The following is a 15982-nucleotide window of genomic DNA, read 5'->3' on the forward strand; positions in this document are numbered from 1 at the left end:
AAATCTTATAAATGCGATTAAGGCGATTAAAAATATCACAATCAGCGGAGTATTGGCTAACCGGTGAACTCCACGTCTTGCGGGTAATTTCTGGCCCACGCTTCAAAACCCCCATCAATACTGTAAACCGCCTCAAAACCTTGCTGGAGCAAGTATTGCGCAGCACCTTTGCTGCTATTGCCGTGGTAGCACATCACCATAACCGGTTGTTCGAAATCGATCTGCTGCATAAAGGTATGCAAGCTGTCATTGGTGAGATGAAACGCACTCGGCGCATGACCGGCTTGGTAACTTTGTGGGTCGCGAATATCGACCAATACGGTATTCTTTTCTTTTAAGCGAGTGTACGCCTGTTCAACACTGATGGTTTCAAACTGTTCCATAACGCCTTTAAATCCCGATGCAGATGAATAATTTTAATGCGCTATTGTAAGCGATTTTTGACGGACAAAAACCAACAACTTATGTAAGGATATTTGTATCCTATTCAAGATAAAATAAGCGGTAATATAAAAGATTCTTTTAGGGGAGGGACGATAAACTCAGGCGAAACAAAAAAGGAGTGTTTCCGATGGGTGATATCACAACAGGATATTTTTCTAGCCATAAATTAAGCAGCCATGATTTAGATTCTCTGCAAAGCAAACCTGAACAATTCAATGCTAATCTTTCCATCATGGACAAAATCTTTGATTTTTTCAGAATGATACTTAGCAATGAAACAAAAGGCCAAGCATTGGCTAAGTTAAACGAATTTATGCATGAAAATCATCTGGCGCATAGTCCAGTTGAATTATTAGGTGTTTTTGAAAAAATCTTACCTGAAGAGATAAAAAATAATATTGTAGTTTACTTTCGTTATGAAGACAGTGATCGAAAATTCAAAAGTATAGAAATATGCTGCAATGATAAACGCCTAGAAATCACACCTGACTCTTGCTGGTTAACGCCTTGGGACGAAGAGAAAATCAACAATTCAAAAATAAATGTTATTGAAGTGATAGAAAAGGAAGATACCGGCACGTGCAGCGATGAAATCAATTTTATTCAAAATGATGTTATGTATCATAATGATGAAGAAAGTGCATTGGGAGGAGCAATCAGTCGCGAGATCAATACCATAATAGCCACATGTTCAAAAGAACCTGAATATAGCAAAATGAAATATAATGCAAAAATTATGGTTAATATTAAAAATGAAGAGGCTAAATTCGAAAAATTCATTTTGTCTTATGATGGTGATTCTCGGTTGGAAATTCCTATCAGAGATGATGGACATGAGTTAATCGCATTAACACATAAAAACATGAAGATTAATTATTATTACACGAGTTGTCCGTATCATGAGATGACGACATTATTTGAGAGGATTGATGCTGATCTACACTCAATATTAGCTAAAGATAAGTATGATAATAGGGTGGAGAGATATAAGTTTATTGGTGAGGTCTATGATGAAATTAAAAAAATTAACGGGCTAATTGATGTGAATGAAATATTTAGAGTGATGAATGTTAATGCGAAAACCGAAGAGGGGAGTTGTCAATATATTAACAATTGTGTGATTCATGCGTTGAAGGAGGCAAAGCAACTGCAAGTTAATGAAGTCGATGATGAGTTTGAAAATCAGCAAGTTGTGTTGATCAAAGAAAACTTAAACTCAATAAAACAGAGTATGATCAACGAGATGTCTCAATCCCTAAATGATTCCGAAGGAAAAATTAATTATGTTGATCATGTTATTAATCACTTAAGAGATAAACCTCAAATTTTCACAGGAAAAGAGGCGGAAATAGAGTCAGCTCGAGTTAATCAAACAATATTTAATATCAATAAGCTACGCGAACATTGTCAGCGTAGCCTTAAAGTGGAAAGTTAAGATAGGGCTAAACATAGCCCATCATCTGTAATAAACGCTGTGCTTGCTGTACCGCTTCTTGTCGATGAGCAACACCCAGCTTTTGATACAAATTACGGATATGGGTTTTAATGGTCGTGGCGGCCACATCTAACTCACCGGCTATTTGGTCATTACTATAGCCAGAATAAATGAGCCCTAACACCTGCCATTCACGTTGGGTCAGTGGGCTGGTACGAATTAACTCGGGTACTTGTGGGTGAGTCAGTAACTTATCGACGAAGATTTCATCGAAATGAGCGAATTTATGTCGATGATGTTGATTGAGGTCTTTTAGGATCCGTTGGGCGCGGAATTGCTCCAATTCAGGTAGTGCGTTCAATTGAATCAGTTGGCGCAACTGTTGTGCCATGGCCTCACCTTCAATCACAAAATGGCTGATAAAACCGGTACGGTTGGCCAGCGACAGCGATTCAATGAGCGCTTTCTGTGCCTCACTTTTGCGATCGGTTTGCCAGTAAAGCGTATTACTTAATAGCAAATTACGGTTGAGGTCGCTCGTTAGACGCAAGCGGCGAGCATTTTCATTCAGTTCTTCTAGCACCACTTCCGCTTCATTAAAGCGGCCTAACATAATTTGTATTCGAGCGATATTACGCCATTGGCCTTGTAAAAAGTGGTTATCGGCCATACCCGGTTTTTCAGCCTGACGAAGCCAATTTGCCGCAGCGGCTTTATCGCCGGTCATCTGCCAGTGAATCACCCTTGGTTTATCGGCATTGGTCACCCAGTCGAGATGATATTGGCTACCATGTTGCAGTGCTTCGCAACGTTGGATATGCATATTCGCGTTATCCAAATCCCCGCGGGCCAATGAGCATTTCGCGAGCATTGCCAGACACTGCAACTGTTGTTGCGGGTGGTAATTCACCAAGATTTCGATACCTTTACGTGCGGCTTCTTCTGCTTCATCCAGCCGTGACCACGACCACAATACCTGAGAGCGAATGCGCAGCAGGAATTCATGCATCGGTAGCTGCTCTAGATGTTGCTCATGAACCAACTCGAAGGCTTTATCTTGTGTCTCATAGGCCGCTTGCAAAAAGCCTTGCGCAATCAGAATTTCGCTCTGTTGTAGCAGCGCCCATAGCGCATAGTGATAAGCCTCATGGCGACGTGCCATTTGTTCTGTTTGCTGCATCATGGGCAGCGCACGGCTTAATTCCCCTTTGCAATGATGGACTTCGCCGGTGACAGAGGTTGCCACTATTCGGCTGTAGAAGTTCGCCATCGGCAAATATTTCAGGGCTTCGGTGGCCAGTTTTTCCGCTTCGTCCGGCTTACCGTCATTGATCGCCACCTGAGCACGTAGTGCATCAAATTCAGCCCGCAAAATTTCATCGATAGGAATTTTACGTTCCTGCATCGCTGATTCAGCGCGCTCTAGCAGCGTATTCACCTCGCCATAGCGGTGCTGGCTTTGTGCCAGCCAGGCTTGCAGCAAGGCCAGTTCTGGATTCTGTACCAATAATGAATAGGGTAGGGCAACGAGGCACTGTTCCAGTAGCGCTAGCTCGCTGTGGTTAAACAGCGTCCACGCATGTTGCAGCAAAATATCCCGTAACATGCCGACATCGCCAGCGGCTAGGGCGTGATGAATAGCTTCAGCGGGGTAACCCAGTGCCATCCAACCTTCAGCGGCGGCGTGATGCAACTCTGGTAGTTCTAACGCGAGTTCCCACTGGCAACGTTGGCGTAGGAAGCTGGCAAACAAGGGGTGGAAGCAGAACCATTCGCCGCTATCGTCCATGCGATGAATAAATAGCCCTTGGCGCTCTAACTCTTCCAGCCTTTGTTGGCCGTTATCCTCTCCTGTTAGGCGCACGATCAGCGCATCGTTCATCGAACGTAATACCGAGCAACGCAGCAAGAAAGCACGCGCCTCACTATCGACTTGGTCTAACACTTCATCGACCAAATAGTCTGACAAGTGGCTAGCATTCAGCCCTGCCAGACGTTTAGCGGATTTCTGCGCAGAAGAATTGGGCTGACGAGACGACAATGCAATCAGTTGTAACGCGGTTGCCCAGCCTTCGACTTCATCACATAGGCGGCTGCTATCCCCCTGTTCCAGCGGTGTAGACAGTCGACAATCGAAGAATTGCTGCGCTTCTTGATGATTAAATGCCAACTGCTGCATGCCCAGTTCGAGCAATTGATCCCGTACTCGCAGGTTAGCGATACCCAATGGTGGCAGGGTACGCGATAGCAGGATCAGCGTGAGATTTTCCGGCTGATGACGCAAGAAAAAGCGCATTGCTTCATGAATGGCGTCATTGGCAATGAGATGGTAATCATCGATAACCAGATAAAGCGGGCCGTCCCAATCAGACAGCTCGATAAATAATTGCGCAAACAGCGCAGACAGACTGGCATATTGATGTTTCTGGCTAAGGGCTTCACTTTTGCTGCAATGGCCACCTGTTGCCAACTGTATTGCTGCAATCAGATAGGTGGCAAAACGTTCTGGCTGATTGTCACTTTCATCCAGAGAGTACCAACCGAGGCAAGATTGGTCAGCGGCCCACTGCGCGATCAATGTGGTTTTACCGTACCCCGCCGGGCAATTGATTAAAGTCAGGCGGTAATTCGCCACACCTGATAATTTGACCAATAGGCGATCGCGTATCACGGTATTTTGTAGCCGTACCGGGCGGCTCAGTTTTGATGGGATCAGCATGCTGTGTCCGGTTTAAAAACGGTCCGGTGGGAAGATGTCCTGGCGATTGATAAATCCATTTGTAATGAGATGTTACAGGCATTCATAAGAGTAATTATTTTTAGCCTCGTAATTAATCAGCACTGCTAAGGTCTGACAACGGCCATATTATTGCAATAGAGTTAATGTTTCCTATGGCTGTAAGTTGCACCGGATCACAATTTTAGCTACGCCCTGCGACTCATCCCCAGCTAATCCTCCGGCAGGATGATGCCCTTGCCCGTTCGACTTGGCAGGATAAGGGTAAAATTACTCCATTCACAGGATAGAGACCTCCCTATGTCACAGCCTATGCTTAAAAAGGACGATTTCCTGGCTGCACTGACCCGCCAGTGGCAGCGCTTCGGCTTAACTTCTGCTCAGCAAATGACCCAACACCAATGGTGGGAAGCGGTCAGTGCAGCATTAGCCGAACAACTCTCTGCACAGCCAGCACCCGCGAAAGCCAAAAAAGTACAGCGCCACGTTAACTACATTTCGATGGAGTTTTTAATTGGCCGCTTAACGGCAAACAACCTGATTAATCTGGGTTGGTATGACCAAGTGGAAGCCCTACTGGCTGAACAGCAGATTAGCCTGAGCGACTTGCTGGAGCAGGAAACCGACCCCGCATTGGGTAATGGTGGGCTAGGGCGCTTGGCGGCGTGTTTCTTGGATTCAATGGCGACTGTTGAACAACCTGCCACCGGTTATGGTTTGAACTATCAATATGGTCTGTTCCGCCAATCATTCAGTGAATGCAAGCAGCAGGAAGCCCCTGATAATTGGCAGCGGGAGAGCTATCCGTGGTTTCGCCACAATGCCGCCTTAGCGGTCGATGTTGGTTTTGGCGGCAAGCTGGAAAAACAAGCCGATGGCCGCCAGTTATGGCGTCCGGCGTTCACTATACGCGGTGAAGCATGGGATTTACCGGTGTTGGGCTATCGCAATAGCGTCACCCAGCCTCTGCGTCTATGGCAAGCGACCCATCAGCATCCATTTGATTTAACAAGATTTAATGATGGAAAATTCTTGCTGGCCGAACAAAACGGCGTTGAGGCAGAAAAACTCACCAAGGTGCTGTATCCGAACGATAACCATTTAGCAGGTAAACGCCTGCGCTTGATGCAGCAATATTTCCAGTGCGCCTGTTCGGTGGCGGATATTCTGCGTAAGCATCATCTGGCGGGCCGTAAATTGGCTGAACTGCCGGATTATGAGGTCATTCAGCTTAATGATACTCACCCGACGATCGCCATTCCTGAAATGCTGCGCGTACTGCTTGATGAACATCAACTCAGCTGGGATGCCGCTTGGGCTATCACCAGTAAAACCTTTGCGTATACCAACCACACTTTGATGCCAGAAGCTCTTGAGTGTTGGGATGAAAAATTAGTTCGCAGCTTGTTACCACGTCATTTCGTCATCATCAAACAGATCAATGCGCAGTTTAAAAAGTTAGTTGATAAGCAGTGGCCGGGTAATGACGAGGTTTGGGCTAAGTTGGCCGTACACCATAATAAACAGGTGCGTATGGCCAATCTGTGTGTGGTCAGTGGCTTCGCTGTTAACGGTGTGGCGCAATTGCACTCCGATCTGGTTATCAAAGATTTGTTCCCTGAATACTACGAACTGTGGCCAAATAAATTCCACAATGTTACTAATGGTATTACGCCGCGCCGTTGGTTGAAGCAGTGTAACCCAGCATTGTCTGGCCTGATTGATGACACATTAAAAGTGGAATGGGCGAATAATCTGGATGCATTAGCGGGGCTTGAGTCTTATGCCGATAACCAAGCATTCCGCGAACGCTATCAACAAATCAAATATGACAACAAAGTTAAGCTGGCTGAATATGTTAAGCGTGTGATGGGGCTGACCATTAATCCGGACGCCATCTTTGACGTACAGATCAAACGGTTGCATGAATATAAGCGCCAGCATCTTAATCTGCTGCATATTCTTTCGCTCTATCGCCAGATCCGCGATAACCCGAATCTGGATATGGCGCCGCGTGTGTTCCTGTTTGGGGCGAAAGCAGCACCGGGTTATTATTTGGCCAAAAATATTATTTATGCGATAAATCAGGCAGCGGACAAGATCAATAACGATCCGATCGTCAAAGATCGCCTAAAAGTGGTGTTCATCCCTGATTATCGGGTTTCGGTTGCGGAATTGATGATCCCCGCAGCGGATGTGTCTGAGCAAATATCGACTGCTGGTAAAGAAGCATCTGGGACCGGCAATATGAAGTTGGCGCTAAATGGAGCGTTAACCGTGGGAACACTCGACGGGGCAAATGTCGAGATTGCCGAGCAAGTGGGCGATGAAAATATCTTTATTTTCGGCAACACGGTGGAGCAAGTAAAAGCCATTTTAGCCAAGGGTTACAAGCCACAAAAATACCTGAAAACTGATGCGCACCTGAAAAGTATTCTGGATGAGCTGGCCAGTGGGGCATTCAGCCAAGGTGATAAGCACGCATTTGACATGATGTTGCATAGCCTGCTGGAAGGGGGAGATCCGTATCTGGTCTTGGCTGATTTCGCTTCATATTGTCAGGCACAGCAGCAAATTGATGCCCTGTACCGCGATAAGGATGAATGGACCCGTCGTGCCATTCTTAACACTGCCCGGGTAGGGATGTTCAGTTCTGACCGTTCTATTCGCGACTATCAAGCGCGGATCTGGCAAGCCAAACGTTAAGGAGAAGACTGCATGGATCGTAAATCGCTCGATCAAGCAGCGACACTGGCAGGGATTGCCGCCAGCTATATTAATGCTCATGGTAAGCCGCAGGCTATTTTGCCGGAAACCAAGCAGCAGTTGTTGGCGGCCATGGGGCGTATGACTACGCCTCCTGTTACTCAGACAGAAAAAGCACCATTACCGGTTGTAAAAGTATTTACTTTTGGCAGTCCGATGCCACTACCAATGGCGGGTTCAGGCGATTATCACTGGCAGTTACAGACAGAGAAAGGTGAGCTACATCAAGGGCGTATCAGTGCGAATAAAACACTGACGTTGCCGGCGTCCTTGCCATTGGGTTATCACCGTTTGATGCTGGAGCAAGGCTTACAGCAGTGGCAGTGTTCGGTTATTGTTGCACCGAAACGTTGTTATGAGCCGGACGCGTTATTGGCCGGGAAAAAGCTCTGGGGAGCTTGCGTGCAGCTGTATACCCTGCGCTCTGAACACAATTGGGGGATCGGTGATTTTGGCGATTTAGCCCAGATGTTGGAGCAGGTTGTGGAACGGGGAGGGGCATTTATTGGCCTCAATCCGATTCATGCGCTGTATCCCGCTAATCCCCATAGTGCTAGCCCCTATAGCCCGTCATCTAGACGCTGGCTGAATGTGATTTATATCGACGTCAATGCCGTGGATGAGTTTCAGCACAGTGAAGCCGCGCAACGCTGGTGGCATCAACCTGAGACACAAAGTGCCTTGGCAGAGAGTCGCGCCAATGAATGGGTGGATTATACCCAAGTGATGCGGCTGAAATTGACGGCCCTACGCTTGGCGTTTCCTTTGTTTACGGCACGTAAAGCGAGAGATGCACGGGTACAGGCATTCCACCAGTTTGTGGAGCAAGGGGGTAAGAGCCTGTATCAACAGGCTGCTTTTGATGCCCTTCATGCGCATTTGAGTGAGAATGATCCGATGATGTGGGGCTGGCCGGTGTGGCCTGCTGAATATCGTGACGGGCACAGTAGCGCGGTGGCTGATTTCTGCCACCAGCACAGCGATGACGTGAACTTCTATTTGTGGCTACAGTGGCTGGCTGCCAGTCAGTTTGATCGCTGCTTCCGTGAGAGTCAGGCGCGTAAAATGCCGTTGGGCCTGTACCGTGACTTAGCGGTGGGGGTGGCGGAAGGTGGTGCTGAGACGTGGTGTGATCGTGAGCTATATTGCTTGAAAGCATCCGTGGGTGCGCCGCCAGACATTTTAGGGCCGCTCGGTCAAAACTGGGGGTTGCCGCCAATGGACCCGCACGTCATGGTTGCTCGCGCCTATCAGCCGTTTATTGATTTGCTGCGTGCCAATATGACCAGTTGTGGTGCGCTACGTATTGACCATGTGATGGCGTTACTGCGTTTATGGTGGATCCCATATGGGCGAACAGCAGATCAGGGGGCTTACGTAAAATACCCCGTTGATGATTTGTTGGCGATATTGGCGCTAGAAAGCCAGCGTCATCATTGTATGGTCATTGGCGAAGACTTAGGCACTGTACCGGTTGAGATTATTGGTAAGTTGCGTGATAGCGGGGTGTATTCCTATAAGGTGCTCTATTTTGAGCATGATAGTGAAAATATCTTCCGTGCGCCGCAGTCGTATCCGGTGCAAGCGATGGCGACCATCACGACCCATGACCTGCCGACACTGCGAGGCTATTGGCAAGCGGATGACCTGACATTGGGTAATAAGCTGGGCTTATATCCGGACCAACAGATCTTGAAGCAGCTTTATCTCGATAGAGAGCGGGCGAAGCAAGGGTTGTTGGAAGGGCTGCATCACTATGATTGCGTGCCAAAAAAGGTGGGTCACAAAGCCTCGTTACTTGCGATGAGCCCTGTGCTCAACCGTGGGTTACAACGTTATGTCGCTGACAGTGCCAGTGCATTATTGGGGTTGCAGCCAGAAGATTGGTTGGATATGGCGACACCGGTCAACATTCCTGGCACCAGTGATGAATATCCCAATTGGCGACGTAAGTTAACGGTGACGTTGGAAGAGATGTTTGCTGACGAGCACGTGAATCGGTTATTGAAGGATTTAGATAAGCGCCGCAAGAATGTTTCCGCGGGGTAAGGTTTGAGTGATTCTGAGTGACGATAAGGGGGAGAAATCCCCCTTATGATTATGACAATGTGCGTATAGCTAGCGGAGAGAACAGACAGATCGTAAAGACGCCGTAAAATCGTCCCTGATGGCTCGGGCCGCGCCATCCTTGGCGCGGACGCTTTACTCTTCTGCCTGCCCTCACCGCTCTAGACTGAATCATTGGGATGGTGGCAGTAGTTTTAAGGGGGAGATGTCCCCCTTTATGATGACTGTCGTACCAAGAACGCCAAGTATTAGTAGTAAGAGTGTTCGCCGCGCTGATGCTCGGTCAAATCCCTTACCCCTTTCAATTCTGGGAATTTCTGCAACAACTCTTTCTCGATGCCTTCTTTTAGCGTGACATCGACCATAGAACACCCGTTACAACCACCGCCGAATTGCAAAATAGCCAAGGCGTCAGGAGTGATTTCCATCAAGGTGACACGGCCACCGTGACCCGCCAATTGCGGGTTAATCTGCGATTGCAGGACATACTCAACCCGTTCCATTAGCGGCGCATTGTCATCCACTTTGCGCATTTTGGCGTTCGGGGCTTTCAGGGTGAGCTGCGAACCGAGCTGGTCGGTCACGAAATCGATTTCAGCATCTTCCAAATAAGGTTTGCTCAGCTCATCAATATAAGCTGACAGCTGTTCGAATTTCAGTTCAGTATCTGTGGCTTCAACGGCATCCGGCGGGCAATAAGACACACCGCACTCAGCGGTTGGTGTACCGGGGTTGATAACAAATACACGGATTTGGGTGCCTTCTTCTTGATTTGCCAACAATTTGGCAAAATGAGATTGTGCTGCATCTGTTATTGTGATCATGGCATCTGCTCAATAGTTGACTACGCTTGTCGGCTATAATACGCCCATTGTTAGGGTGACTACAAGGTTCGACAAATACACCAAACCTGCAACGAAGCAATCCCCTCAGCCCATAATAACGTGGCAATCTCATTCAGCGTGCTTCCCGTCGTCACAACATCATCCAGCAGGGCAATGTGTTGGCCTCGAATGGGCGTCACGCAACGAAAGATCCCCTGCAAATTTTGACGCCGTGCTGTGGCGCTGAGTTGTTGCTGAGGAGGCGTTGCACGGACGCGCTGTAAGGTCATATTGCTATAGTGGCAGTTAAGCCAGCGAGCTAATGGCCGCGCTAAGAGGTCTGCTTGATTATAGCCGCGCCGCCAGCAGCGTGAACGGTGTAATGGCACACTGATAATACGATCCGGTTTAATCACCTTGCCATGACGTTTGGCATCGAGCCAACGCAGTAATAATAGGCGTGCCAAAGCCGGAGCCAGTTGGGTGCAGCCACTAAATTTGAGTTGCTTAATCAGCCCCTTTAGCGGAGGCGCGTAATCGCTGACAAAGATAATATTCTCCCAATCGGGTGGTTTATTTAGGCAACGGCCACAAGGAAGTTGAGTGTTAGCGCTGGGTAAGCCGCAGCGTGGGCAGCAAGGCGGTAACTTAGGCAAGTGGCGATTGCAGTAGCAGCAGATGCCGTGGCTAGCGTGGTGGAGGGGTTGGTGGCAGAGCCAGCAGTGGCTGTTAATATGTTCCTCCTTCGTCCTTGACGCCGCAGGGTTGTTGGCTGCACTTACTCGCCCGAATCACTTACTGATGTAAGCTCATCGGGACTTGTTCGTTTGCCGCCTACCTGCAACGCCAATGACTTTGGAGGTTTCTTTCCACCTTCGTCCTTGACGCCGCAGGGTTGTTGGCTGCATTCACTTACCCGAATCACTGACGAGGGTCAGCTCATCGGGCTGCGTTCACTGGCCGCCTACCTGCAACGCCAATGACTTTGGAGGTTTCCTTCCACCTTCGTCCTTGACGCTGTAGGGTTGTTGGCTGCATTCACTGTGCTCATTCCGTTAAGCCATCGGATCAGGCAAGATACCCGACAAGATTAAGGCGACAGGATATTAGCGTATGAAACAACTTTATTGGAACACCTGCGGTGAAGGTGATCGCGATCTTGTGTTGCTGCACGGATGGGGGCTGAATGCCGAAGTCTGGCATTGCGTTATTGATCGACTTGCTCCGCATTTTCGCCTGCACCTTGTGGACCTGCCCGGTTATGGCCGCAGCAAAGATTTTGGTGCGATGTCACTGTCTGATATGGCAGCCATTGTCTTGCAGCAGGCCCCGCAACAAGCGTTGTGGCTGGGGTGGTCAATGGGGGGGCTGGTGGTCAGTCAGATAGCATTAAGTCATCCGGAGCGAGTGGCAGGGTTGATCACCGTTTCTTCCTCACCGTGCTTCACAGCTCATGACGATTGGCCCGGTATCCGCCCTGAAGTGCTAGGAGGCTTCCAGCAGCAGCTCAGTGAAGATTTCCAGCGTACGGTTGAGCGTTTCTTGGCATTACAAACATTAGGGACCGAAAGCGCGCGACAGGATGCCCGCTTATTGAAAGCGGTGGTGTTGCAACACCAGATGCCGGAAGTGTCGGTGCTCACCGGTGGGCTGGAAATTCTGCGTACGACAGATTTGCGCGACGCGCTGGCGACATGTTCTCTGCCATTTTTGCGCATCTACGGGTATCTGGATGGGCTGGTACCACGCAAAGTTGCCTCTTTGCTCGACAGTGAATGGCCGCTCACGCAATCGGTGGTGATGAAGGGCGCGGCACATGCGCCATTTGTGTCCCATCCTGATGATTTTTCTAATTTAATTATTACGTTCGCACAACAAAATCAGCACTAAAACACCGAATGGCCGCTTCGCTGATTGGGCGTTTATCTCGCTTCGTGACAGCCTAACTAGGCAAATGAATGGATTATATTTCGTCAATAAATGGCTAAATATTAATTTTGCTCAATAATTAAGACTGCTTTACTGGAGTAGACCATTCATTTACGAGGTATTTGGCATGAATTTATTGAAAAATTTAACAATAGCTCTGGTGGTATCTGGGATTTCATTTGGCGCGATGGCGGCGGAAGAAATCACCAAAGATGAAGCAGCAAAGTACGAGAAGATTGGCACAATCTCAAGTTCCGGTGAGGCAACATCACCCATGGACGTGAAACAAGAATTATCAAAATTGGCTGATGAGAAGGGGGGTAAATACTATGTGATTACCTCCGAGCGCGAAAAGAAAAAGTTTGATGCCACGGCTGATGTGTATAAATAGTCAATGCAGAGGATGCCCATTAGGGCATCCTGTTCCAGTACTAATGTTGATCTTTTAACTGATACACCACGGTATGGCACTGATTCTTTCCTTCGGGGCAACTTTTGCAACTGCCTGTCAGACACCCACTGTTATCTAACTCAATACGCTCAACCTTGCCCATCGCGGTCAGTCTTTCCAGCATTGCCTCGATCAAAGGTAAAGGCGTTGCCAATTGTTGACTTAACTGAGCCGCCCCCACATGACCACTGAGGGCGATTGCATCGCGTAATTGCAGCAAACTTGCCATAGCCCCTCTTTTTTTCTCGGTAATACATCTGGTTATCGTGATCGGTCAGTGAGCCATGCCTATTCACTCACTAATGGCAGTCATTACCGCTACTTTGGCAACAACTGGCCGGTGTGCTGTTTTGTAATCTCATGGTGACTCGGCTGCGTGCGCGGCGTAGGCCAAATATAATCAGTACATTCACCACAATCACTAAGGCAATAATGGTCAGGCTTTGTTGTGGGTGCTCGCGTATAGTCGCGACCTGATAAAACAGGGTCGCCAGTGAATAAGCCACATTCAGCCCCCAAAGAATCGAGAAGGTCATCCAGCCACGGCTAGTCTCCCGTGCGATAGCCCCCATAACGGAAACACAAGGCACATACAACAGCACGAATATCAGGTAGCTATAGGCCGCAATACTCGAGCCGAATTTACTGCTCATCATGCCCATCGAACCTGCGGCCATTTCACCTTCGCCTTTGCTCGCTTCAATCGGATTCGAGAGCACACTGAGACTAAAGGTCTCTTTTAAGCCCTGCCATGTGGTTTCAGCCGCACCGGCCAGCTCACTCAGTAGGTTGAAGTTCTCAGCATCAAAGGGTTCATTTTTGATTTGCTCTGCGGTGTAGAGCGTATTCAGTGTCCCGACCACCACTTCTTTTGCCATGGCACCGGTCACTAATCCGACGGTTGCCTGCCAGTTATCGCTATGAACGCCCATCGGGGTGAGTAACGGCGTCAGCACCTTACTGACGGAAGCGAGCGCCGAATCGTTGATGCTATCCACCGCTTTGCCACTGAAAGAAAAGCTATTCAACCCGCCGATAAAGATACTGGCGATAACAATGACTTTCCCTGCCCGCAGGACAAAGCCTTTCAGTCGCTGCCACGTTTGTAATAACAAGCTTTTCAGATGAGGTACGTGGTAGACCGGCAGTTCCATCACAAAGGGGGAGGCTTCACCCCGCATTATGGTGTGTTTTAGCACCAATCCAGTGAGGATAGCGACGACGATGCCGAGTAGATAAAGAGAGAAAACGATACTGGCACCGTCTTGACCAAAGAAAGCGGCAGCAAAGACGGCAAAAATCGCCAGCCGCGCCCCACAGGACATAAAAGGCGCCATCATAATGGTGATCAAACGTTCACGTTGTGCATCCAGTGTTCGTGCGCCCATGATGGAAGGTACATTGCAGCCGAAGCCGACAATGAGCGGCACAAAGGATTTACCCGGTAACCCCAGCGCTTGCATTAATCGGTCCATCACAAAAGCAGCGCGGGCCATATAGCCGGAATCTTCCAAGAACGAGAGGAACAGGTACATCATGCCAATTTGTGGAACAAGTGGCAGTACGGTGTTAATCCCGCCTCCGACACCTTGGGCGAGGAAGATAGTGAGCCATTGAGGGAAATGCAGGGTATAACCCACCCATTGCAGCCCTTGAATAAAGATGGCGGCGGAGCCGATATCAAATATGGGCTGCAACGCACCGCCAATATTGATAGCCAAAACAAACATTAAATACATCACAAACAGGAAGATAGGCACACCCAGCCAGCGATTGAGGATGACTTTATCCAGCGCCAGAGTCAGGCGGTTAGGTTCAGCCTGCTGCGAGTTGCCGACGATATCACAGATGCGAGCAATGCTTTGGTAGCGAGCATCGGCAATCACCAGTTCCGGATCTTCGTGCTGGTTTTCTCGCAGATGAAGTCGTGCTTGTTCAACCTGAGAGGGGGCAATGCCTGCGCGGGCCAGGCTGTAAATGTCGCCTTCCAATATTTGCAGGGCCAGCCAGCGGCGTTGCTGAGTGGGCCAAGATTCAGGCATCGCCTGTACCAACTTTTCCACCTCTGCGAGGAGAACGGGGGGGTAGTTAACCAATGCTCTGAAGGTGGCGGGTTGAAGCGCATCGATACAGGTTTTTAATTCGTTAATGCCCTGACCGCGGGTTGATACCAGTGGAATAACTGGGCAGCCTAATTGCTGAGATAACGCAGAGATATCAATATCGATATGCTGGCTTTTGGCGATATCCAACATATTGAGTGCCACGATGCAGGGGATGCCTAACTCGACCAATTGCAGTGTGAGATAGAGATTACGTTCCAGATTCGCGGCATCAATCACGTTGATCAGTAGGTCGGCTTCGCCACTCAGAATATAGTGGCAAGCAATTTGCTCATCCAATGAAGTCTGTTCTGAGATGGTGGTCAGGGAATAAGTCCCCGGTAAGTCAACCAAAGTGACTTGATGCTGCGCGGTAGTGAAATGCCCCTCTTTGCGCTCAACGGTGACCCCTGCCCAGTTCCCCACGCGCTGACGAGCGCCGGTTAATTGGTTGAAAAGCGTGGTTTTACCCGCATTAGGATTGCCGATCAGGCCGATTGTGAGTGCTTTCATGGTCCAACGTAATATCAATAAATTAAGCTGCAGTAAGGCGTTTTCATCCGCCACAAGTCAGAAAAGATAGCGCGATCACTGGGGATTTAGGGCTGAAGGTCCAGTGTGAGCAAATCTAGATCTTTTTTGCGTACCACCAGGCTGACCCGACGGGTTTCTATCTGAATGGGATCGCCTAAAGGCGCAAGGCGAACAACATTAAATGAAGAACCGGGGAGCATACCCAGTGATAATAGTTTCTGCCGATAGGCTGGACTGATCTCAGGTGAGAAACCTACGATTTTATAGGAACGCTGTGGAATAAGATGCATAGGAGCCTCTTGAATTATCGTTTAATTGGCGTACCAGAGTTCAGGGTAAAGTTCAGAGTAATATTAGTCTAAAAACTAATAGATGAGATAATGATAGTAATAATCATTTTCATATTCAACTAAGGCAAAATACTCAAAAGTAAGTATTAGTAACAATTCTACTCTTAGAATGAATGAGTCTGATGTCTATTTCGTGCTTGTTTTACCACCAAATTAGCGTGATCGCAAATGCGAATGATGAGTTAAATCAGTTAACTGAATGTTTCTATCACGGCCTGCTTGTTCTGTAAAATACGCATAAGTAACATAATCGATTCACTATGATTTGAATCAAATAACATTAGTATTTTTATGAGGGGGGTATCTGGCGGCGTAATTAATTATAAATTAATGGTAATTTTTA

At 48.2% G+C, this 15982-nt stretch carries 12 protein-coding genes; 5 read left to right on the forward strand and 7 right to left on the reverse strand.

Going from position 1 to position 15982, the window contains the following annotated elements; all coding sequences use genetic code 11:
* Nucleotides 1–56 precede the first annotated feature (56 nt).
* Nucleotides 57–383 (reverse strand): thiosulfate sulfurtransferase GlpE, encoded by a 327-nt coding sequence (glpE, locus tag DA391_RS00740; RefSeq protein WP_050082969.1) that lies wholly within the window; start codon nt 381–383, stop codon nt 57–59.
* A 188-nt stretch (nt 384–571) separates the two neighbouring features.
* On the opposite strand from glpE, the gene DA391_RS00745 reads away from it, so the two are divergent.
* Complete coding sequence (locus DA391_RS00745; protein WP_057645779.1) at nt 572–1879, forward strand: hypothetical protein; 1308 nt, start codon at nt 572–574, stop codon at nt 1877–1879.
* Nucleotides 1880–1886: 7 nt separating this feature from the next.
* Here the strand turns inward: DA391_RS00745 and malT are convergent, their stop codons facing one another.
* Nucleotides 1887–4598 (reverse strand): HTH-type transcriptional regulator MalT, encoded by a 2712-nt coding sequence (gene malT, locus DA391_RS00750; RefSeq protein ID WP_050082971.1) that lies wholly within the window; start codon nt 4596–4598, stop codon nt 1887–1889.
* A 318-nt stretch (nt 4599–4916) separates the two neighbouring features.
* On the opposite strand from malT, the gene malP reads away from it, so the two are divergent.
* Together malP and malQ are read left to right on the forward strand one after the other, a co-directional pair.
* A complete protein-coding gene (malP, locus tag DA391_RS00755) occupies nt 4917–7322 on the forward strand; it encodes a maltodextrin phosphorylase (protein ID WP_050874946.1) in 2406 nt (801 codons plus the stop codon).
* 12 nt (nt 7323–7334) lie between these two features.
* Nucleotides 7335–9431, forward strand: coding sequence for a 4-alpha-glucanotransferase (gene malQ / locus DA391_RS00760; RefSeq protein ID WP_108087259.1), 2097 nt, complete (start codon nt 7335–7337; stop codon nt 9429–9431).
* Nucleotides 9432–9697: 266 nt separating this feature from the next.
* Here the strand turns inward: malQ and nfuA are convergent, their stop codons facing one another.
* Both nfuA and gntX read right to left on the reverse strand, forming a co-directional pair.
* Nucleotides 9698–10273 carry a Fe-S biogenesis protein NfuA gene (nfuA, locus tag DA391_RS00765; RefSeq protein WP_005159611.1) on the reverse strand — a complete coding sequence of 192 codons (576 nt, stop codon included), beginning with the start codon at nt 10271–10273 and terminating at the stop codon, nt 9698–9700.
* A gap of 59 nt (nt 10274–10332) precedes the next feature.
* Nucleotides 10333–11007, reverse strand: a complete 675-nt coding sequence (gene gntX, locus DA391_RS00770) for a DNA utilization protein GntX (protein WP_050874952.1) — start codon at nt 11005–11007, stop codon at nt 10333–10335.
* Nucleotides 11008–11386: 379 nt separating this feature from the next.
* On the opposite strand from gntX, the gene bioH reads away from it, so the two are divergent.
* Both bioH and DA391_RS00780 read left to right on the forward strand, forming a co-directional pair.
* Entirely contained in the window at nt 11387–12163 is a 777-nt protein-coding gene (bioH, locus tag DA391_RS00775; protein WP_108087260.1) for a pimeloyl-ACP methyl ester esterase BioH, read from the forward strand.
* Nucleotides 12164–12329: 166 nt separating this feature from the next.
* Nucleotides 12330–12593 (forward strand): YdgH/BhsA/McbA-like domain containing protein, encoded by a 264-nt coding sequence (locus DA391_RS00780; RefSeq protein WP_050082981.1) that lies wholly within the window; start codon nt 12330–12332, stop codon nt 12591–12593.
* A 40-nt stretch (nt 12594–12633) separates the two neighbouring features.
* Here the strand turns inward: DA391_RS00780 and DA391_RS00785 are convergent, their stop codons facing one another.
* The 3 genes from DA391_RS00785 to feoA form a co-directional block, all read right to left on the reverse strand.
* Entirely contained in the window at nt 12634–12882 is a 249-nt protein-coding gene (locus DA391_RS00785; protein WP_050082983.1) for a FeoC-like transcriptional regulator, read from the reverse strand.
* A gap of 70 nt (nt 12883–12952) precedes the next feature.
* On the reverse strand, nt 12953–15268 hold the full coding sequence (feoB, locus tag DA391_RS00790; protein ID WP_057651426.1) for a Fe(2+) transporter permease subunit FeoB: 2316 nt from the start codon (nt 15266–15268) through the stop codon (nt 12953–12955).
* Between the two features lie 86 nt (nt 15269–15354).
* Nucleotides 15355–15579 (reverse strand): ferrous iron transporter A, encoded by a 225-nt coding sequence (gene feoA, locus DA391_RS00795; protein WP_004702177.1) that lies wholly within the window; start codon nt 15577–15579, stop codon nt 15355–15357.
* Between the last annotated feature and the right edge of the window lie 403 nt (nt 15580–15982).

Source organism: Yersinia massiliensis (assembly GCF_003048255.1).
Taxonomy (GTDB): domain Bacteria; phylum Pseudomonadota; class Gammaproteobacteria; order Enterobacterales; family Enterobacteriaceae; genus Yersinia; species Yersinia massiliensis_A.

Excerpts from the sequence above, each read along its gene's own strand:
- glpE (WP_050082969.1), bottom strand. The coding sequence starts at position 383 with ATGGAACAGTTTGAAACCATCAGTGTTGAACAGGCGTACACTCGCTTA.
- DA391_RS00745 (WP_057645779.1), top strand. The coding sequence starts at position 572 with ATGGGTGATATCACAACAGGATATTTTTCTAGCCATAAATTAAGCAGC.
- malT (WP_050082971.1), bottom strand. The coding sequence starts at position 4,598 with ATGCTGATCCCATCAAAACTGAGCCGCCCGGTACGGCTACAAAATACC.
- malP (WP_050874946.1), top strand. The coding sequence starts at position 4,917 with ATGTCACAGCCTATGCTTAAAAAGGACGATTTCCTGGCTGCACTGACC.
- malQ (WP_108087259.1), top strand. The coding sequence starts at position 7,335 with ATGGATCGTAAATCGCTCGATCAAGCAGCGACACTGGCAGGGATTGCC.
- nfuA (WP_005159611.1), bottom strand. The coding sequence starts at position 10,273 with ATGATCACAATAACAGATGCAGCACAATCTCATTTTGCCAAATTGTTG.
- bioH (WP_108087260.1), top strand. The coding sequence starts at position 11,387 with ATGAAACAACTTTATTGGAACACCTGCGGTGAAGGTGATCGCGATCTT.
- DA391_RS00780 (WP_050082981.1), top strand. The coding sequence starts at position 12,330 with ATGAATTTATTGAAAAATTTAACAATAGCTCTGGTGGTATCTGGGATT.
- DA391_RS00785 (WP_050082983.1), bottom strand. The coding sequence starts at position 12,882 with ATGGCAAGTTTGCTGCAATTACGCGATGCAATCGCCCTCAGTGGTCAT.
- feoB (WP_057651426.1), bottom strand. The coding sequence starts at position 15,268 with ATGAAAGCACTCACAATCGGCCTGATCGGCAATCCTAATGCGGGTAAA.
- feoA (WP_004702177.1), bottom strand. The coding sequence starts at position 15,579 with ATGCATCTTATTCCACAGCGTTCCTATAAAATCGTAGGTTTCTCACCT.